General features: G+C 54.9%; 24 protein-coding genes. 22 read left to right on the forward strand and 2 right to left on the reverse strand.

Annotated features, from left to right (window positions below):
• On the reverse strand, positions 1-842 hold an 842-nt coding region (locus MJ257_RS03870; protein ID WP_240267999.1), incomplete at its 3' end, for a GNAT family N-acetyltransferase.
• Between the two features lie 120 nt (positions 843-962).
• Here MJ257_RS03870 and MJ257_RS03875 point away from each other — a divergent pair.
• The 4 genes from MJ257_RS03875 to MJ257_RS03890 all read left to right on the forward strand — a co-directional run bounded on the left by MJ257_RS03875 (position 963) and on the right by MJ257_RS03890 (position 3,024).
• Entirely contained in the window at positions 963-1,454 is a 492-nt protein-coding gene (locus MJ257_RS03875; protein WP_240268000.1) for a hypothetical protein, read from the forward strand.
• Complete coding sequence (locus MJ257_RS03880; protein WP_240268001.1) at positions 1,451-1,966, forward strand: DUF6886 family protein; 516 nt, start codon at positions 1,451-1,453, stop codon at positions 1,964-1,966. Before MJ257_RS03875 ends, MJ257_RS03880 begins: the two co-directional genes overlap by 4 nt.
• A gap of 53 nt (positions 1,967-2,019) precedes the next feature.
• Positions 2,020-2,469 (forward strand): PH domain-containing protein, encoded by a 450-nt coding sequence (locus tag MJ257_RS03885; protein WP_240268002.1) that lies wholly within the window; start codon positions 2,020-2,022, stop codon positions 2,467-2,469.
• A 90-nt stretch (positions 2,470-2,559) separates the two neighbouring features.
• Positions 2,560-3,024 (forward strand): hypothetical protein, encoded by a 465-nt coding sequence (locus tag MJ257_RS03890; RefSeq protein WP_240268003.1) that lies wholly within the window; start codon positions 2,560-2,562, stop codon positions 3,022-3,024.
• Positions 3,025-3,070: 46 nt separating this feature from the next.
• Here MJ257_RS03890 and MJ257_RS03895 read toward each other — a convergent pair whose 3' ends face one another.
• Entirely contained in the window at positions 3,071-4,321 is a 1,251-nt protein-coding gene (locus tag MJ257_RS03895) for an RICIN domain-containing protein (protein ID WP_372489738.1), read from the reverse strand.
• 208 nt (positions 4,322-4,529) lie between these two features.
• Here MJ257_RS03895 and MJ257_RS03900 point away from each other — a divergent pair, with 208 nt between their 5' ends.
• From MJ257_RS03900 to MJ257_RS03985, 18 genes are all read left to right on the forward strand, one after another.
• On the forward strand, positions 4,530-5,036 hold the full coding sequence (locus tag MJ257_RS03900; protein WP_240268004.1) for a GNAT family N-acetyltransferase: 507 nt from the start codon (positions 4,530-4,532) through the stop codon (positions 5,034-5,036).
• Positions 5,037-5,055: 19 nt separating this feature from the next.
• A complete protein-coding gene (locus tag MJ257_RS03905; RefSeq protein ID WP_240268005.1) occupies positions 5,056-5,604 on the forward strand; it encodes a GNAT family N-acetyltransferase in 549 nt (182 codons plus the stop codon).
• Positions 5,601-6,059, forward strand: coding sequence for a DinB family protein (locus MJ257_RS03910; RefSeq protein WP_240268006.1), 459 nt, complete (start codon positions 5,601-5,603; stop codon positions 6,057-6,059). The genes MJ257_RS03905 and MJ257_RS03910 overlap by 4 nt, the downstream gene beginning before the upstream one ends.
• Positions 6,060-6,294: 235 nt before the next feature.
• Positions 6,295-6,864, forward strand: a complete 570-nt coding sequence (locus tag MJ257_RS03915; protein ID WP_240268007.1) for a GNAT family N-acetyltransferase — start codon at positions 6,295-6,297, stop codon at positions 6,862-6,864.
• Positions 6,865-6,942: 78 nt separating this feature from the next.
• The gene (locus MJ257_RS03920; protein ID WP_240268008.1) at positions 6,943-7,503 is read left to right on the forward strand and encodes a DEAD/DEAH box helicase family protein; all 561 of its coding nucleotides are present in this window, start codon (positions 6,943-6,945) and stop codon (positions 7,501-7,503) included.
• Between the two features lie 41 nt (positions 7,504-7,544).
• Positions 7,545-8,183: an alpha/beta fold hydrolase gene (locus MJ257_RS03925; protein ID WP_240268009.1), complete on the forward strand. Its 639-nt coding sequence runs from the start codon at positions 7,545-7,547 to the stop codon at positions 8,181-8,183.
• A 38-nt stretch (positions 8,184-8,221) separates the two neighbouring features.
• Positions 8,222-8,851, forward strand: coding sequence for an NUDIX hydrolase (locus MJ257_RS03930; protein WP_240268010.1), 630 nt, complete (start codon positions 8,222-8,224; stop codon positions 8,849-8,851).
• Between the two features lie 6 nt (positions 8,852-8,857).
• Positions 8,858-9,277 carry a VanZ family protein gene (locus MJ257_RS03935; protein WP_240268011.1) on the forward strand — a complete coding sequence of 140 codons (420 nt, stop codon included), beginning with the start codon at positions 8,858-8,860 and terminating at the stop codon, positions 9,275-9,277.
• Between the two features lie 75 nt (positions 9,278-9,352).
• Positions 9,353-9,817 (forward strand): putative immunity protein, encoded by a 465-nt coding sequence (locus MJ257_RS03940; RefSeq protein WP_240268012.1) that lies wholly within the window; start codon positions 9,353-9,355, stop codon positions 9,815-9,817.
• A gap of 191 nt (positions 9,818-10,008) precedes the next feature.
• The gene (locus MJ257_RS03945) at positions 10,009-10,344 is read left to right on the forward strand and encodes a GNAT family N-acetyltransferase (RefSeq protein WP_308193152.1); all 336 of its coding nucleotides are present in this window, start codon (positions 10,009-10,011) and stop codon (positions 10,342-10,344) included.
• Positions 10,345-10,363: 19 nt separating this feature from the next.
• Positions 10,364-11,059, forward strand: coding sequence for a response regulator transcription factor (locus tag MJ257_RS03950; protein WP_240268013.1), 696 nt, complete (start codon positions 10,364-10,366; stop codon positions 11,057-11,059).
• On the forward strand, positions 11,056-12,567 hold the full coding sequence (locus MJ257_RS03955; RefSeq protein WP_240268014.1) for a sensor histidine kinase: 1,512 nt from the start codon (positions 11,056-11,058) through the stop codon (positions 12,565-12,567). The genes MJ257_RS03950 and MJ257_RS03955 overlap by 4 nt, the downstream gene beginning before the upstream one ends.
• Before the next feature lie 565 nt (positions 12,568-13,132).
• Positions 13,133-14,353, forward strand: a complete 1,221-nt coding sequence (locus tag MJ257_RS03960) for a WD40 repeat domain-containing protein (protein WP_240268015.1) — start codon at positions 13,133-13,135, stop codon at positions 14,351-14,353.
• A 49-nt stretch (positions 14,354-14,402) separates the two neighbouring features.
• The gene (locus tag MJ257_RS03965; protein WP_240268016.1) at positions 14,403-15,104 is read left to right on the forward strand and encodes a stalk domain-containing protein; all 702 of its coding nucleotides are present in this window, start codon (positions 14,403-14,405) and stop codon (positions 15,102-15,104) included.
• A 226-nt stretch (positions 15,105-15,330) separates the two neighbouring features.
• A complete protein-coding gene (locus tag MJ257_RS03970; RefSeq protein WP_240268017.1) occupies positions 15,331-15,834 on the forward strand; it encodes a DinB family protein in 504 nt (167 codons plus the stop codon).
• The gene (locus MJ257_RS03975) at positions 15,818-16,270 is read left to right on the forward strand and encodes a DinB family protein (RefSeq protein WP_240268018.1); all 453 of its coding nucleotides are present in this window, start codon (positions 15,818-15,820) and stop codon (positions 16,268-16,270) included. The genes MJ257_RS03970 and MJ257_RS03975 overlap by 17 nt, the downstream gene beginning before the upstream one ends.
• Positions 16,271-16,358: 88 nt before the next feature.
• The gene (locus tag MJ257_RS03980) at positions 16,359-17,249 is read left to right on the forward strand and encodes a pentapeptide repeat-containing protein (RefSeq protein ID WP_240268019.1); all 891 of its coding nucleotides are present in this window, start codon (positions 16,359-16,361) and stop codon (positions 17,247-17,249) included.
• Complete coding sequence (locus MJ257_RS03985; protein ID WP_240268020.1) at positions 17,246-18,163, forward strand: AraC family transcriptional regulator; 918 nt, start codon at positions 17,246-17,248, stop codon at positions 18,161-18,163. The genes MJ257_RS03980 and MJ257_RS03985 overlap by 4 nt, the downstream gene beginning before the upstream one ends.
• Positions 18,164-18,170: the final 7 nt, after the last annotated feature.

Below are 18,170 nucleotides of genomic sequence, written 5' to 3' on the forward strand. Positions count from 1 at the left end.
AGCACGAGGCCCGGGAGCAAACGAAGGTTTGGGACGCGGTATTCCCGGAGCACGCCGGTGAACTCGTGGTACATCGCCTGTGTTTGCTCGTTTTGCTGCAGCGTCGCGACACCGACGTATCGTTCCCCGTCTTTGGCGATATGGATCCATTCGGGACGGACGCCGGGCTGGTCGATACTCCATTTTTTCCACTCTTCGAACCAAGGGAAGCTTCCGGAGAATCCGGGGATATCCAGGTGTGTCGCCTGGTAAAGCGCATGCAGCTTCCGCTCGTTGGCTTCGCCGGGTTCGTCGGCCAAGGTGACGAATTCGACGCCGGTCCGCCGGGCCGCAGGAATCGCGTCCATCAGATTGCCGCCTTCGAAAGCCGCCAAATCCAGTACGGATTCGAACAGGTGCCGCTCCTGGACGTACCCTCTGCGCTCCGCAAATGCCAGAGAAGCGGCATCGTTATCCTTCATAAAAGTAATCAGTCGTGAGGCCTTCACTTCGGCGGACCAGCGGCGGACTTCATTGTAGATGGCGCGGCCTACGCCGGTTCCCCGCTTCTCCGGGTGTACGACCAGGTTAAGCGTCAGGTCGCCTGGCTCCGTCCAAGGAGCGCGCCAAGCATGCGCATAAGCGATGACCTGCCCCTGCTCGTCTTCGGCTACCCATTTAGGATGATCCCAGCCCGTCAGTTTCCCTTCTTCGTTATAATCCAGCTGGCCCGGCGGAATTTTGGCGTCTTCTTCCTCCAATAGCTTCCCGGTCGTGGGCTCCGATGCGATGAAGTTCAGAAGTTCGGCTGCCGCGTTGTAATCGTCCGGTTTACGCATTTGACGAATCGTGTGTGCGTTCAATAAACTACCCCCATATGATATGAATGAATAACTATTTACTGCTATTATCTCATTCCAGGCGGTTATGGGGAGGGTAAGGTTTGGATATATATAGAAATTCCTGATCTGGAGGGGTACCTATTGAAGAACGTAAGAGGTTGGCTTGTCTTGATCGCGACGGCATTTTTGGTGCTCCTCGGGCTTTATGAATACCAACGGCCCCACGAGGTGAAGCAAACGATCCCCAGCACCCTATACGCGCTCGATCCGGCATTTGAACATCAAGTCGTGGTATCGATAGAAGGAGAGAGGGTCCCGAACCTGTTCGGGCGTGACGTGTTTATTGGAGAGCTGCGAGTCAATGAAGGGTTAAAGTATGATATCACCTTAAAAGAAGATCAAGACGGTTTTTTCGCCCTGATCCGTTCGGAAGATCCTCAGGACATCCGGACAGCGGGATCGATCATAACCTCGAACAAGCTGGATAAAATTTATTTGAAACTCCCGGAATTAAATGCCCGATTTGGATTGAATGACGCGGATATTGCCGGCCCGGCCCATACTTCGGCAGAGGCCCAAGCGATTGCCGGAGAACTGGCATTTGGGGAAGGAGGAAAGGAGGCGTCTCCATGAGACTCTACCATTTCAGCGAGGAGCGGGATATTCGGGAATTCGTACCGAGGCGTATACCGTCCGAACCGCCTTCCGCTCCGGCCATGGTATGGACGATTGATGAGGAGCATGCCCCGCACTATTATTTTCCTCGGGATTGCCCGAGAATTTGTTTATGGTGCGGAGAGGGGACGACGGCAAGCGATCGTGAACGTTTCTTTGGACTTTCGGAGACCTCGCGGATCATTGCGATTGAAGCGGGCTGGTACGATCGGGTGAGGCGGGGAAGGATTTACCGGTATCGCTTTGAATCCGGCCCTTTTCAATTACAGGACGTAAATGCCGGTTACTACACCGCAACTGAACCGGTTCAAGCGGTTGCCGTAGACCAGATCGACGATCTGGTTCAGACCCTGGTCCAAGAGGGCATTGAGCTGAGGGTGACGCCGTCGCTCTGGCCAATGGTTGATGGTGTGTTGAATTCGACGGTGTCTTATTCGATGATACGGATGAGGAACGCGACTCCCAGGTAAAGCCGGAGGAGTTTCAAGAGAATGAAGTTGAACAGGTTTGCAGGAGGGATGCTATGCGATTCAAAACGAAACGGGACCCGTTGTTCGTTTGTCTGTGGCTGGCGTTGATTTTGGTGGCGAATCTGGTCATTCTTTGGCCGCTGCTTCTCGATCCGCAAGCGTTAACGCCGGGCGGACTTGTTGGCTTGATTCTGCCTGATGCGCTCGTCACCGCACTGCTGGCTTGGCTGGCCATTGATATCTCTTATGTCATCCAAGAGGATGTTTTGTTCGTCAAAGGTGGGATGTTCCGTTCGAAAATTCGCTTCGAGGAGATCACCCGGATTACGCGGCATCCGAACATCTGGGTGGGGTATCGGCTCATCTTCTCTCGGGATGCGATCGAAATCCATTACCGGACCGGCGTCCTGGGCAGCGTCGTTATCTCGCCGGCGGAACAGGAGAAATTCATCGACGAGCTGATTCGCCGAAATCACTCCATCCAAGTCGTCGACAGAGCGTGAGCGAAGGGACGCAAGTCATATCCCCGCAAGCTCTATTTTGCTAAGCTGGATGATATGTATGGAGAGAGGCGGGCTTAACCCATGGTGCATGTGACCAGTTTACTGATTCCGGCAGTGATGTTATTGCCTAATTTATTGTTTATGGTGTGGCCTCCAAAGTCGATGCCCGGGGTGAAGGTTCTCAAAGAAAGCTTGCTCTATAAAGTCGCCGAAGGCATCGGACGGGCGGGGGTCGTGGTCCTGCCGTTGTTCTCGGCCGTACGAGTGGAAGGCAATCTTGAACGGATCGCTCTCGTGCTGATGCTCCTCAGCTTCGGGCTTTATGTCATCGGCTGGTTACGTTACCTTCGCGGCGATCGGCAGTACCGCTTATTATTCGCGTCAATATTGGGGATTCCGGTGCCGATGGCGATCATGCCGGTCCTGTATTTCATGAGCGCTTCGCTAATGCTGCATTCCGTCCCTCTGCTGGTTTGCAGCCTGATCCTGGGGATCGGGCATATTCCAGCCAGCCTGAGAGTCCAGCGTTTCCTCGACAATCATGAGCCAACCTGAAAAAGGGCGGAAACCCATTCCGCCCCTTCGAATCCGAAACTCCCGCTTAGTTTACCTTCGTAAACATCCACTTCTGCGCATCCGTGCCGTTGTCCGTCCACTGCTGGATTGCCGCGCCGTCCGTGGTCGAGGCGCCGGACACATCCATCGCCAAACCGCTCGCTTTGGATACCAGCTTGAAATATCCACCGCCTGCATCCACGATTCGCCAACGTTGCGCGTCGGTGCCGTTATCGGTCCACTGCTGCAGTTGCACGCCGGTGGCCGTGCTGGCGCTTGGCACGTCCAGCACCTTGCCGCTATGGACGGCAGTCAGCTTGTAGTAGCCGTCGCCCGTGCTATCCAACCGGAAGCGTTGATTGCCCGCGCTATAGTTGGTCCACTGCTGGATTTTGGCCCCGTCCGCGGTGGAGACGTCTACGACGTCCAGTACCTTGCCGCTGGCTTTGGAGGCAATGGTATAAACCGCGCCGTTCTCAAGGGTTGGCGAGGAACCCGCTTGATCCTGATAAACGCGAACATAATCCACGAGCATCTGCGCCGGGAAAGGCGTGGAACCGTCCGGGCTGCCCGGCCAATTGCCGCCGACGGCCAGATTCAGCAGGAGGAAGAACGGCTTCTGGAATTCTTCCGTATTCCCGGTTCCGTTTGCGATATAGAATTCATTATACTGGACACCATCGACGAACCAACGAATATAACTGGAGTCCCACTCCACGGTGTACGTATGGAATTGGGAGAAATCCAGATTGCCGGAGGTCCGGCCGTAAGAGGCGTATCCGTTTGCGTCCCAATGGACGGTGCCGTTGACGAACGCGTTATGGTTTACGCGTTCCATAATGTCGATTTCGCCGCAATAAGGCCAGTTGACCGAAGTGATGTTCTGTCCCAGCATCCAGAACGCCGGCCATAGGCCTTGTCCAGTCGGAAGCTTGATCCGGGCTTCAATTTTGCCGTACGTGAAGTTCTTTAAGCCTTGGGTTTTGATTCGCGCCGAGGTATAATTTCTTCCTTCATAATTTTCCCGCTGGGCGGTGATCACCAGATTGCCGCCAGTGACCTGCACGTTTTGCGGCCGGTCGGTATAATACTGAAGCTCGTTGTTCCCCCAACCGTTCGTACCTGTGCCAATTTCGGGAGTCCAGTAAGCACGGTTAAGTGAAGAACCGTTAAATTCGTCGCTCCAGACCAGCTTCCAATTGGGAGCCGCGCTTGTGGTTTCGGGTGCAGGGACAAAAACGACCAGGAGGGTAAGCAACAGAAAGAGGAGAATCGGTTTACCGCGTTTTAGCATCATGAATTCGCTCCTTTCAAAAATGAATGGTTTGGGCTAACCTGCCACGTGCGACGTTCATACTAAACCGGTTTCGATTTATTTGATAGCGCTATCATTACATAGATTACCATTTAAAGGTTGAATTTACAACTGTTATTTTGGCAGGTTTTTCAAATGACATCGGTTCTGGTATTCTTGTATCAACCAAGGATAGAACGGGGGAAACGCGATGAAACTGCAATTATTGGAGGAGAGAGATGCGGCAATCTATCAATCCCTTCGATTGCAAGGTTTGCAGGAGAGTCCGGAAGCCTTCGGCTCGACCTTCGAGCGGGAAGCGGCTTTTTCGATCGAAACTGTAGCGGATCGCATCAAACCCAACGAAGACCGATTCGTGCTGGGCGCGTTCGACGATCACGGGACCTTAACGGGGATCGTTGCTTTTATTCGGGAGAACTCCCTAAAAACACGGCATAAAGGGGCTGTGTTTGGTCTGTACGTTACCCCCGAGATGCGAGGCAAAGGGATAGGCAAAGCGCTGATGCGGGAACTCCTTGTTAGAGCCAAGCAGATGGACGGGTTGGAGCAGCTGAATTTAACCGTAGTATCCGCAAACGGTTTGGCTCGCCGGCTCTACGAATCGATCGGGTTTCAGGTCTATGGAACCGAACGGAGAGCCTTGAAATGGGAAGGGGCATATTTTGACGAGGATTACATGGCTTTAGAACTGAAATGAACGGGGGGGGGGCAGAAAGGTGGAATTGAACACGGAACGTCTACGGCTTAAGGAGTTTACGCGGGAGGATGAACAGGCGGTACACGCTTATGCCTCCGATCCGTTGGTGGTGGAGCATATGCTCTGGGGGCCGAATTCCGCGGAGGAGACGCAGGACTACTTGAGGCAAGTGATCCAGAAGCAAGACCTCGTGCCGCGCGAAACGTATGATCTTGCTGTGGTTCTCCAAGCGACCGGTCAGTTGATCGGCGGCTGCGGCCTGTTCCTGGTGGGGTATCGACAAGCCGAGCTTGGTTACTGCTTTAATCGGTCATTCTGGGGACAGGGTTACGCAACGGAAGCGGCACGAGCCATGGTGCGCATGGGCTTCCGGGATCTGGGGCTGCACCGGATCTATGCGACCTGCCGGCCGGATAATGCGGAGTCCGCCAAAGTGATGCAAAAGCTTGGGATGCGATATGAAGGACATTTTCGGGAACATCGCTGGCATCAGGGGAGCTGGCGGGATTCGTATCAGTATTCGATTTTAGCAAGAGAGTTTGAGGATGAGGGGGAGGTCAAAGAATGACAACGCAAGCTACTAAAGATGATTTATTAAACCAATTCCGCGAGTGGACTAGCTACGTCCATGATATTGCGTCATTGGATTGGACAAAGCCCATCGGCGAAGGCAAATGGTCCGTTCACGGCTTGGTCAGCCACTTGATGATGTGGGATAAATATTTCTGGGATAAGGCCATCCAGCCCATCTCGCAGGATCAACCCATTTCGCTTCAGGATCTGGATTTTGACGCATTCAACCGTGATGCCGCGGAGTTCGGACGCTCGATAACGAAGTCGGAATTAATCGAGCTTGCCGTGAAATATCGCCGCTTGATCATCGAGACGATTGAGGGCTTGGACGAGGAGAAGTTCAGTAGATCCTATGGGGATTTTACGGTCGAATCCTACCTGCGCGATTTTATTGGGCATGATCATCATCACCGGAGTCAAATCGAAGAACGTAAAGCGTATCTTGCATAAAAAAGGATCGGCAGGTGAGACATGAAACTCGCCTGTTGACCCATGGGATCATCCTGGTGCCCGAACCCTGGTGGAGCGTGGAAACGCCGGTCCGTTCGGAATGGATTTACCTGCCTAACGGTATCATGTTGATTTATCTTGTGATATTATTTTCCACTAAGGGAAACCGGACCTGACACGAAGTTGTCGCTGGTACGAAGGTGATCAAAGTTCGGGAGAGAAAGGGAGATTACTGATGAAGTATTTCAAGAAGCTGGTGGGATCCAAACTGTATTTGTCCCCCGTGAATCCAGAGGATGTAGAGACTTATACCCGGTGGATCAATGACCTCTCTGTATCCATTAGACTAGGGGCTTCCCGGGAAGTGTTCGGGTTGCCGCGGGAACAGAGCTTGCTGGACGATATGGCCAAAGAAGGCCAACATTTCGCGATCGTCCGGCTGGACGGGGACCAATTGCTTGGCAACTGCTCGTTGTTTGCCATCGATCCGATCCGCAGAGTGGCAGAGGTCGGGATCTTCTTGGGAGATGAGGAGCAGCGGGGGCAAGGGTACGGAACCGAGGCGTTGCAACTCATTTGCGAATACGGATTCAAGATCCTGAACCTGAACAACATCATGCTGCGCGTATTCGAGTTCAACCAACAGGCCGTCCGATGCTACGAAAAAGCCGGGTTCCGCGAGTTCGGCCGCCGTTCGCAAAGCTACTACGTGAATCATGCGTATTTCGACGAAATCTACATGGAATTGCTGCGGGACGATTGCCAGACGACCTATCTGGATGCGAAGCTGCCCCGCCGCGACTAAGATGCCTGATGCTTCATGGCCCGGCCAACGCTTAAGACGAGCCGGGTCAAACTATATGCGGAGGGGGAGACGGCATAGATGGAGCTGGTGATTATTTTCGGCCCGCAGGCTGTGGGAAAGATGACGGTGGGCCAGGAGTTGGAGAAGCTTACCGGTCTAAAGCTGTTTCACAATCATATGACGATTGAGTTGGTCTCGCAATTTTTCGACTACGGTTCTCCCGCCGGCAAGCGGCTGGTCGGTTTATTCCGGGAGGAAATCTTTGAGGAGGTAGCGAAAAGCGACTTGCCCGGGCTGATTTTCACCTATGTTTGGGCGTTTGACCTGCCGGCCGACGGAGAATATATTGAACACATCAGCCGGATTTTCGAAGCCCAAGGCGGAGAAGTGTACTATGTGGAACTAGAGGCCGATCTGGAAGAACGGTTGATCCGCAACCGTGATCCCCATCGCCTGCTGCACAAACCGACCAAAAGAAATGTGGCCCGCTCGGAAAAGGACCTCCTTCAAACCCTGGAGAAATATCGGCTGAACTCTTTTGACGGCGAAATACGGAAACCGAACTATATCAGGATCAACAATACCACCTGCCCACCGGACGAGGTGGCCCGAATGATTCAGGAGCGGTTTCAGCTATAATGGATTGAGATTACCGTAAAGCCGAGAGGAGCGGGGCAGGCATGAAAGCAACCCTTATGAAATTTCCTCCCCGTTGGAACGTGGAGATCAGCGTGAGATACGTTCAGGTCGCAGAGACGAATCGGAAGCTGGTCGTTTTGTTCCCCGGGAAGAATTACTCCTGCGATAAGCCGACGCTGCACTATGCCGGTCTTGCCGCCCGGGAGTGCGGATATGATATCCTGGCATTGGAGTACGGTTATCAGGCAGCCCGAACGGAGCTGGAATACCGGGAGATTCCGAAGATCATCGAAGATAGCGAACGCGCGGTACAGCAGTTGATCGGCAGCTATGAAGAGATCGTGTTCATCAGCAAAAGCCTGGGAACGGTCGTGGCCGGGGAAGTCCATCGCCAGCTGGGCGCGGGAGCGGACATACGGCATATCTACTTGACTCCGATCCCCGATACCCTCCCGTATATCCAGGAAACTCGAGCGGTTGTTGTTTACGGCACGAAGGATGATTTGTTTCCGGCCGAACTGGCAAGCCGCCTGACGGCGTCAAACCGGCTTAAGGTTGTGGCCATTCCCGGTGCCAACCACGGCTTGGAGACGGAACGGGCGGAGGAAAGCCTGGAAATTTTGCGCGAGCTCACCGTTTTATATAAGGATGTGCTTCTCGGAGGCGGGCATCAAGCGTGAAGACGAAGTCATGAGAACGAAGCTACTTGGAGGACAGCATGAGCGAAACCGAATTTTTTGACATCTGGACCAAGGATATGATGAAACTGGGCACCGCCTCCAGACAAGAGGTGCATGCGAAAGGGCTGTGGCATCAAACCTTTCATTGCTGGATCATGAAACGGGATGCCAAGGGACAAATCGATCTCCTATTTCAACGGCGTCATCCCAACAAAGACGTGTTCCCTTCGCTGCTGGATACATCTTGTGCAGGGCATCTCCAAGCCGGAGAAGACGCAAGGGACGGGGTCCGCGAACTGGAGGAGGAGCTCGGCTTAGCGGTAGCGGTAGAGGACCTAACCTATATCGGCAGGGTGGCGCAGGAGCATATCCTTTCGCCCCATTTGATCGACCGCGAGTTGAACCATGTATTTCTCTACGAAAGCGAACGGCCTTTAGTCGATTACCGCATCCAGACCGAGGAGCTGACGGGGCTTTATTGGGTTGGCATGCGGGCCTTTCAGGAGCTGCGCCGCGGGGAACGCGACCAGCTGACGTCAACCGGAGTTTACGTGGACGAGGCCAGCGGGGGGCTGACGGAAGAACAGGCCAAATGGCGGCTCACGGATTTTACGCCCAATTCGGACGAGTACTATCAACTGTTATTTGACCAGATTGGAAAGAGGTAGTTGAAGGTGAAACCGCAAGATAGAAGGTGGGCCTTGCTTGCGCTCGCAGGGTATACCTTATTGCTGGCCTACTGGATGCTGTTTGGTTTCGGCCGAGCCCCGCAAGATACCTATATGTACAATGTGAAGCCTTTTTTTACGATCCGCCAATTTCTTCGGTCAGGGGACTTGATGTCGAGCCGTTGGCTCATCAACATGATCGGGAATATCGGCGTGTTCGTGCCATTCGGCCTCTTGATGCCGATCGTGCCTGGAGGAAAGCTGCGGCGGCTGCTTTCTCTTTTTTTGCTGGGGGTTGCGATTCTGGAGGTTTTGCAGCTGGTACTTAAGAGGGGCAGCTTCGACGTCGACGATATGATTCTGAACACGGCGGGTTTTCTGTTGGGCGTCGGCATATATAAATTATATGATCGTATGCGGCGTTAGCCGAGACTAGCCTATTTATTTTCTACTGGGGTATATTCGCCTCGCTGTGTTCTGGGGGAAAGGGGAAAATCCACATTGGAATCCAGGAAGTTTGTCGACACGAAAATCAAGCGATCCATCGCAAACCAGGCGGAGCAGACGGACCAGCGAACGTTGGCGTTATGGGCGGCGGATTGCGCCGATCGCGTGCTGGCCAGCTTCGAGGCGGAGCGGCCGGGGGATCAGCGGCCGCGATTGGCGATCGAAGCCGCGCGGGCTTGGGTGCGCGGCGAAGTGAGCATGGCCGCGGCGCGCGCGGCGGCGTTTGCGGCGCATCATGCGGCGCGCGAAGCCGGCCATGCCTCCGCCAGCGCTGCGGCCCGTGCTGCCGGCCACGCGGCGGCAACCGCGCATGTGGCGGGCCACGCGGCGCATAGCGCCACCTACGCCGCCAAGGCGATGGCCTACGCCGCGGGCGATGCGGAAGCGGCCAAGGCGAAAACCGAGCTGGAGCGGCAGTGGCAGCTTAGCCGGCTGCTTGAGCTGGGAAGTAACCGGTGATTGGGGCGGTATAGCTTGAGCTCTCGCTAATCGCCGGCGACTTTAACGATTGAATCTATCATCCATGAAGGAGATGTACCTATGAACCATACACTGCTCATTGTACGTCAAGCGGAGCTCGGGGATCTGGAACCATTGGCTCGGTTGTTTGACGAATATCGCTTATTTTATGAACAGGAGCCCGGCAGTTTTTGGAGGAACGGTTGGGTCGGCGCGAATCCGTCGTCTTTCTGGCCATTGAGCCGGTCAGCGGGGGCGCGGTCGGGTTTACGCAACTCTATCCGTCTTTTTCCTCCATTTCGATGAAACGGGTTTGGATTTTAAACGATTTGTACGTGCGGGAGGAATACCGGAACCAAGGCGCGGCGAAGCTGCTCTTGGAAGCGGCGAAATCCCACGCCCGGCAAACGGATGCCAAAGGCCTGGAACTGTCGACGGCCATGACCAACGTCCGGGCTCAGCGCTTGTATGAAACAATCGGGTACGAGCGGGATACGGCGTTTTACCATTACTTCTTAAGCTTGTAGTACGAGAAGGAGTTGTCGCATGACCAAAGTGCTTGTAGTGGATGACGAGGCGAGTATTTCAGGAGCGGTGTCTTATGCGCTGCGGCGGGAAGGGTATACGGTGGAGACGGCGGCGGACGGGCAAGAGGCGCTGGACCGCGTCGAAATGTTCAGACCGGAGGTCATGGTGCTCGACGTCATGATGCCGAAGCTAAGCGGATACGAAGTATGCCGTAAGTTGGAGGGACGGCCGTCGCGGCCGGCGATCTTGCTGTTGACCGTCAAAAACGACATCGTTGACAAAGTGCTGGGCCTGGAGCTCGGGGCGGACGATTACATGACCAAGCCGTTTGATATGCGGGAACTTGTCGCTCGGGTCAAAGCATTGACGCGGCGTGGCCCGCGGACTACCCCGGAAAATACCGGCGAGGAGCAGGAACCCCTTCGGCTGGGTGGACTAACGATAAACCTGCTCAATCGAACGGTTCAGGCTGGCGATACCCTGATCGATCTGACGCCGAAGGAATTCGATTTGCTGGCGCTCCTGGCTGGACACCCTGGGCGGGTGTATACCCGGGAGGCGCTGCTGGAGCAGGTGTGGGACATCGACTTCGCCGGCGGCACGCGAACGGTTGATATGCACGTGCAGCGGCTGCGCAAGAAGCTGGGCCCGTGGAGCGATTGCATTCAAACCGTGTACGGCATCGGCTATAAAAGCGCGGAGCAACTGACATGAAGCGGCGGTCCTGGCGGTTTGGCTTGAAGTGGAAGGCTGCCATGCTGCTTGCCGTCCTGCTTGCTGCGGTCATTGCCGTGCTCAGCGTCCTGGTGTTAGCCGGGATCCGGGAGGACCAGTGGCAGAGGCTGGAGCAAACATTGGCAGCGGAGGCGGAGGCCGCGAATCTGCGGGTCCGCCAGGAAGCGCTGACGAGCGGCTCGCCCGCTCCGGATGCGTTCATGGAACAAAGCGGCCAAGGCCTCGCCGTTGATTTAGGTGCGGAAAGCGGACTACCCGTTACGTTGTACAAAGCGGACGGGTCGCTAGCCGGCACCTCGCTGCCGTTTCAGCCGAAAGCAGACGTCCAGGATGCGCTGGCTTATACGGCAAAAGGACAGTCGGCTTATATCACGGAAGGGGATCGGCTGTTGTATCTAGCACCGCTCTATACGGTTGATCAGCAGCCGGTGGGGACGGTCCAATTTCATGTGTCTCTCACGGAGCAGCACGCTTTTTACGCGAGGATCCGGCGATTGTTCTGGCTGGTTGGCGCTTCGGTGCTGGTCGGTGGATTTCTGCTAGGCTACCTCTACGTTTGGCGACAAGCTCATGTGATCACGCGGTTAAACCGCGCCGCAACGCGGATTGGGGAAGGGGAGTACCTCGATGAGCCAACGGTCCAACGGAAGGATGAACTAGGCGAGTTGGCGCAGGGGATTTATGAAATGAGCGGAAAAATCGCTACGACCCACGCCCAACTGACGGATGAGAAAAGCAAGCTGCTTGAGGCCGTTACCCGTTTACAGGAGCTGGAGCAACAGCAGAAGCTGTTCATCGGGAACATCAGCCATGAGCTGAAAACGCCGCTGACCTCGATCCTCGCCTACACCGACCTGTTGGACATGTACCGGGACGACCCGGCCCTTCTTGAGGAGGCGTCTCGTCACATCGGCATGGAAGCGGAGCGATTATACGCGCTGGTCGAGAAATCGCTGAAGCTCTCCTCCATGGACGTCTACGAGTTCGAAACGCATGCGGCCTCGGTTGATTTGAAGCCTTTGCTCGCGGAAGCGGCGGCACGCCTGCAGGCGAAAGCGGAGAAACAAGGCATCCAAATCGTTACCGCCTTGCAGGAAGGCAAGGTGTGGGCGGATGCGGATAACGTGATGCATATGGTGATCAATCTGCTGGATAACGCCGTGAAATACAACAGACCCGGCGGGAAAGTGTTTTTGTCCAATGAGGTAACCTCGGAGGCGGGTGAATCCGGCCGGATGCAAATCATAGTGAGGGACACCGGCCTCGGTATTCCGCCGGAGGCATGGTCCCGCATCTTCGATCCTTTCTATACCGTCAGCAGCGACCGATCCAGAGCCCACGGCGGGACAGGTTTAGGCCTGCCACTCGTTCGCAGCCTCGCGGAGAAGCAGCATGGCTCGGTTAACCTGACGGCATCCGGACCCGAAGGATCGATGTTCGTGATCGAACTGCCGCTGGAACGTCCGCATCTTAACGGTGGCGGCTAATCCCGCAGGTTTCAGCCCAGACTTGAACAAGTCGGGGCTTTTTTGCATGGTGCCCGGGCGGGTGGATAAGCTCCTGGGCGGCTAAGCTGCTGGACTGTTGGCTTATTGGCTTCCTGGCCGCTGGATTGCGGCTGTAGGCTGGTGGGCTGTAAGCCGGCGGGCTGCAATATGCTGGGCTATAGGCTGGTGAGTTGCCGCGCTGCCGGGCTGTTTGCTGCTAGGCGTTGGGCTTCTGGTAGCCAGGCCTCGGATTATCCGGTTGCAAGGACTCCGGTTGCAGGCCACTGAGCGATAAGGCCAACTGCAAAAGTGGCGTTTTCGGCCGAAATGAACTGCATTTTTGCATTTGAAGGGCCACCAGCCGCCATTTGCGTACAAATCGCCTGCACTTTTGCATTTGGCGAAGCCGTTACAAGAATATGCCGTTACAAGAACGTTACAAGTCGGATATTTTTACGTGATAACTCTTTTCTATACTGAGGTCAACAGGGGAAACGGTCCGGGTAAAGGGCAAAAGTTTCGGAGCGCTCAAGCCCCTGTGACCCTAACGCGGGAGGTACCTCTGATGAAACAGCACGCCGGGAAGTACGGTTTCAAGCTGTTGGCGGCAGCGCTGATGTCCGTCGCCGTGACGGCCTGCCAATCGTCCGGAGAACGGCTGACGGTCGTTGACCCCGGGGCTCACCGAACCGGACAGCAGCAGCCCGTCCGGGATGGTGCGGTTGAAGTTGGCGCCAACCGGCAATTGACGGTTGTAAACGCGCCGACACGATCGGAAGGCCGGGAGATTAGCGTTGCCAGGACGCATGTCATTAAGGCTTCGAGCATTCAGTCCTGGATTTCGGAGGACGAGATCGAGGTCGAGACGACCAGACAGATCAAAGCAGGGACGGCGACAGAGGAACCGGAGTATGCGTACGAGGCCTCAATCGTGAACCTGGTGACCGGCGAAACGCGCAAGCCTGCGGGAGAGGAGGGACAGCAGATGGACGGCTACATGCTTGTGAAGGGAACCACGTCTCCTGACGGCCGGTACCGTTTTGTTCAGAAATGGAAGGATAAATACATGGCCGACAATTTCGTGGAGGATCTCCGGACGGGAGATACGATTCAGATTCCGGGAGAAAACTACTTGGAGCTCGGCGGCTGGCTGAACGAAGAGACGTATATTTTGGCAGCAGGTTCGCCTAACGGCCGAGGAGATATCAGGCAAATTTCTGCGGCAGACGGGAAGGTGACGACGCTGGCGCTGGAGGATCCCGACATTGAGGTGTTTACGCAATTCGGCGTTAGCCACGGACGGATTTACTATACCGACAACCACCAGACCTTGAAGGTATTCGATCCCGGTCAATCCAAGCCGGTCAGCTTGATCCGTGACGTCTGGAATTTTCTGATCTCGCCCGACAGCCAATATATTGCGGTCTCCACGGTTACTCAATCGGGAGCTTTTCAAGGCAGTGAACTGCTGATCTACGACTCGACTGGCCGCTTGCAGGGCACGCTCATCGGAAAAGGAGACCTAATCTCCTACGTATCCTGGTCTCCGGATTCTGCGAAGCTGGCATTCGATGTGTATACCGAGAAGGCGCCGGGGATGAATGGAGTCTATATTTTTGATACCGGCTCCGGGCAAGTGTCGCCGCTCGCTCCCTATTACGCGTCCGCTGACCCGCTTCCCCATCCAGTGTACCCGCTAAGCTGGAGTCCGTCGGGCAAACGTCTGGGAATTACGTTGGATGATCCGAAATCGCTGCTCGTCACCCAAGTCATCGACTTTAAGTAACCACGAAAATATCCATTAAGGGAGAGGAATCAACGACATGAACAATCACATGAAAAAATCCATCTTGGCTTTCGCCGTAGTAGGCATGACCTTTACCGGAGCCGCCGGAGTCTATGCCGGAACGCAACTGCAGAAAATCACCGCTTATTTGAACCATCAGATCGGCATCCAGGTCGATGGCAAAACCTATGCTCCGGTTGACGGACAAGGCCGTCATTTAGCGCCAATCACGTATAACGGCACAACGTATTTGCCGGTACGGGCATTGGCGGACGTGCTGAAGGTCCCAGTGAACTATGACGCGAACAACCATCTGGTGCAAATCGGCAGCAAAACGCCGGAAACCCCGGAAGCTCCAAATACGGGCTTAATTCCCGCAACCTATACGAAGGCCCAATTGGAGGAGATCACGAAGGCGTTCGCCCAATTCGAATCTTTTGAAACGCCTTATGCGCCTCAACAAATGGCCAAAGGAGACGCCTTTAACATGGTGGGCGCCTCGGAGGATGGCGTAAATCTGATCTTTAATCATATGACGGTTACGGTATCCCCGCGGGACTACGCTTATGAATACGAAGGGAAGACGGTGACCCTGTCGAACGGCGTTCAAGCCAAATGGTACACGCCGTCCGAAACGCCGATGCTTTCCTTCAAGCTGGACGACCGTTTCGTTACGCTGAGCTCGCCGGACGGCAAATTAAGCAAAACGCAGCTGGAGAAAGTTGCCGTTACCGTTGCGAAGTTGAAATAAAAAAATAAGCCAGCACGAGATGAAAAAGGAAATATCCTAAGGAATCTCGGGAGGCCTGCCGGAGCAGAAGGAATTCATGCTTCGACAGGCCTCTTTCCGTTAGGCGAATGTCAGTAAATCGGCATTTACGACCCACCCGTTCTGGCCTAATATGGTGTTATTGGGCAAATCTTGATATGTTTCGGAGGTGACGTAAATGGGAGAGGACGAACTAGGCGAGTTATTCATGAGAATAACGCTCCATCGCATGACGGATCTGTATAGGCCGAAGCTGCGGGAAGCTTTAAGCACAATAAGCTTAGAGGAGTTGTGGTCAGAACCGTACCCCTCGGGTAATCCGGTCGGCAGCATCGTTCTGCATGTGACCGAGCACGTAGCCAGAAGCAGTTTGCGGCTACATCGGCACTGCGATCAATTGCAGCCGAATTTCGAACGTTTTTTTCCGGCGGGGGATCAAACCCCCGAGCAGCTCATCCAGCTCTTTGAGGGGGAACTCCTGTCATGGAAAATCTTCATGCTCGAGTGTTTGAGCGATGGAACCCGGATGGATCCGGAGCAGATGCACCAGTTGTATCACGTGGTCGAACATACCGGCTATCATTTAGGGCAAATCATCGACCGAGTGCAAGCGTCAACCGGAAAGAAGTTTTCCTTTGCCCAAAACGGGTTAAATGAAGCGTATTTGCGGCGTCAAATCGAGGAGGGGAAGTTGGATGAGCAGATCCATTGAACGATTTGAACTTCTGCTGGCGGAGCTTTCAAGCATCGTCAGCAGCATGGACGAGGTAAGGTTTATGAGTAAACCGTCGCCGGAGAAGTGGTCGAAGCTGGAAATCCTCGGGCACTTGTGCGATTCGGCAGCAAATAACCATTTGCGGTTTACGCAGATCCTAACGACGGACGAACCGGTAAGGATTGAGGGGTACGCGCAGGGTGAGTGGGTGAAGCGTCACGGGTATCAGCATCATTATCGCCGCGAGGAACTTCTCTTGTTGTGGAATCAACTCAACGTGTGGATCCTGAACGTGCTGCGGAGCGCCGCCGAATCGGATTGGGCGAAACCGTGCGTACTCGGCGACGGCACCTCGCTAACGCTCGACGAATTGTTTGAAGATTATGTCCGGCATGCGGAGCATCATCTCGGGCAAATCCGCGAAATTCGTTAAGAAGATAAAATCCCTATGATTTTCCCGGTTCCTTGTTTATATTAGATACACATACACAACCATGAAGAACAAAGAGAGGGAAATAGCCATGCCTGAGAATGAAACGACCGGGGAATCCGCATACGGGCAACGCCGCTTGACGCTGCAGGCGGACTGCGAGCATTGCTTTGGTTTGTGTTGCGCTGCCCTGCCTTTCGCGGCGTCGGTGGATTTCGCCGCGGATAAAGCGGCAGGACAGCCCTGCGGGCATTTACAAGATGATTTCCGCTGCGGGATTCACGGCAAACTGCGGGAGCAAGGGTATCGGGGGTGCACCGTTTACGACTGCTTTGGCGCGGGACAACAGGTATCGCAGGTCACCTTCGCCGGCATGAGCTGGCGTCAGGTTCCGGGATCGGCAAAGCCGATGTTTGAAGTTTTTCCGGTGATGTGGCAGTTGCACGAACTGCTTTGGTACCTGGACGAAGCGTTGAGTTTGCCTCAGGCGAGCCATCTGCACGATCGTCTGCGAAACGCCTATGACGAGACGGAACAACTGACTTATGCGGACGTGGACGGCTTGATCAGTTGTGACCCGGCTGCTCATCGCGCGAAAGTCAACGAGCTGCTGCTGGAGGTAAGCGAACGCGTCCGCGCCGAAGCGCTCCGGCAGGCCCAATCTGCGCCTGGACGCCGCAGAACCTTTGGACGCGGCGCCGACCTGATCGGTGCTAAGCTCCGGGGGGCCGATTTGCGCGGCGCCCACTTAAGAGGGGCCTATCTGATCGCCGCCGATTTGCGGGGAGCGGACCTCCGCGGCGCCGACGTGATTGGCGCGGACCTGCGGGATGCCGATGTAAGGGGGGCCGATCTGTCCCACAGCCTGTTCCTGACCCAGGCCCAGGTCAACGCCGCCAAAGGGGACGCGGCCACCAAGCTGCCTCCCCTCCTGAAACGGCCCTCCCATTGGGAAGAGGCTATGGGGAGGAAAAAGGCTTGATCAACGATTATCGGGATAGAGTCAACCAAGTCTGCAAGTATATCGAAACGCACTTGGATCACAAGCTCAGCTTGGATCAATTGGCGGATTTGTCCCATTTCTCCAAATACCATTTCTCGCGGATTTTTGCCTCGGTGACGGGGGATACGCCTTTTGCGTATATCACCAAGCAGCGGTTAGCAAGAGCGGCCGCTTATTTACAGAATACCGACCAATCCGTGCTGGAGATTTCGCTGCGCTGCGGGTTTGAATCCGCTTCGAACTTCAATGCGGCTTTCAAGAAGCATTATGGCCAAACGCCGACCGAGATGCGTGAGCAGGCCATGCAGGATCGCAATATTTCGCTATGGGACCGCAATTCCGAGGAAGCCGGCTCAGCGCCAACCCTTTATGATCAAACTGTAAAACACAGTTTATTGAGGAGGGTTTGGCAAATGCAAGCAACCATCGAAGAGCTTCCCTTGATGGAAGTAGCGTATGTAAGGCATGTCGGCAGTTATCTGGAAACTTATCGGGCTTGGGCGAGATTAGGAGAGTGGGCCGCAGAACATCGGTTGTTTCCGCCGGAGCAATCCTTTATCGGCATTTCCCTGGACGATCCGGCGATGACCGAGGAGGAGGAATGTCGATACGATGCCTGCGTAACCGTACCGAATACGCTAAGCCGAGCGGATGCGCCGCCGGAGATCCGATTTCAGACGCTGCCTGGAGGGCTATATGCCAAGTTTACTTTTTACGATACGCTGGATAAATTCGCGCTTCTGTACCAGAGCATATTCGGAAACTGGTTGCCGGACAGCGAATACGATCCGGACGACCGGTACTGCCTGGAGTTCAGCATGAACGATCCGGCGCAGGATCCGGAAGGCAAAGCTAAGGTGGACTTATACATTCCGATTAAAACAAGGGCATGAAAGGGGA

This window comes from Paenibacillus timonensis, from assembly GCF_022427145.1.
GTDB lineage: Bacteria > Bacillota > Bacilli > Paenibacillales > Paenibacillaceae > Fontibacillus > Fontibacillus timonensis.

What these genes read in the sequence shown, in the direction of transcription:
- MJ257_RS03880 (WP_240268001.1), top strand. Translation starts at nt 1,451, where the DNA reads ATGAGACTCTACCATTTCAGCGAGGAGCGGGATATTCGGGAATTCGTA.
- MJ257_RS03885 (WP_240268002.1), top strand. Translation starts at nt 2,020, where the DNA reads ATGCGATTCAAAACGAAACGGGACCCGTTGTTCGTTTGTCTGTGGCTG.
- MJ257_RS03895 (WP_372489738.1), bottom strand. Translation starts at nt 4,321, where the DNA reads ATGATGCTAAAACGCGGTAAACCGATTCTCCTCTTTCTGTTGCTTACC.
- MJ257_RS03900 (WP_240268004.1), top strand. Translation starts at nt 4,530, where the DNA reads ATGAAACTGCAATTATTGGAGGAGAGAGATGCGGCAATCTATCAATCC.
- MJ257_RS03910 (WP_240268006.1), top strand. Translation starts at nt 5,601, where the DNA reads ATGACAACGCAAGCTACTAAAGATGATTTATTAAACCAATTCCGCGAG.
- MJ257_RS03915 (WP_240268007.1), top strand. Translation starts at nt 6,295, where the DNA reads ATGAAGTATTTCAAGAAGCTGGTGGGATCCAAACTGTATTTGTCCCCC.
- MJ257_RS03920 (WP_240268008.1), top strand. Translation starts at nt 6,943, where the DNA reads ATGGAGCTGGTGATTATTTTCGGCCCGCAGGCTGTGGGAAAGATGACG.
- MJ257_RS03925 (WP_240268009.1), top strand. Translation starts at nt 7,545, where the DNA reads ATGAAAGCAACCCTTATGAAATTTCCTCCCCGTTGGAACGTGGAGATC.
- MJ257_RS03930 (WP_240268010.1), top strand. Translation starts at nt 8,222, where the DNA reads ATGAGCGAAACCGAATTTTTTGACATCTGGACCAAGGATATGATGAAA.
- MJ257_RS03950 (WP_240268013.1), top strand. Translation starts at nt 10,364, where the DNA reads ATGACCAAAGTGCTTGTAGTGGATGACGAGGCGAGTATTTCAGGAGCG.
- MJ257_RS03955 (WP_240268014.1), top strand. Translation starts at nt 11,056, where the DNA reads ATGAAGCGGCGGTCCTGGCGGTTTGGCTTGAAGTGGAAGGCTGCCATG.
- MJ257_RS03960 (WP_240268015.1), top strand. Translation starts at nt 13,133, where the DNA reads ATGAAACAGCACGCCGGGAAGTACGGTTTCAAGCTGTTGGCGGCAGCG.
- MJ257_RS03965 (WP_240268016.1), top strand. Translation starts at nt 14,403, where the DNA reads ATGAAAAAATCCATCTTGGCTTTCGCCGTAGTAGGCATGACCTTTACC.
- MJ257_RS03970 (WP_240268017.1), top strand. Translation starts at nt 15,331, where the DNA reads ATGAGAATAACGCTCCATCGCATGACGGATCTGTATAGGCCGAAGCTG.
- MJ257_RS03975 (WP_240268018.1), top strand. Translation starts at nt 15,818, where the DNA reads ATGAGCAGATCCATTGAACGATTTGAACTTCTGCTGGCGGAGCTTTCA.
- MJ257_RS03980 (WP_240268019.1), top strand. Translation starts at nt 16,359, where the DNA reads ATGCCTGAGAATGAAACGACCGGGGAATCCGCATACGGGCAACGCCGC.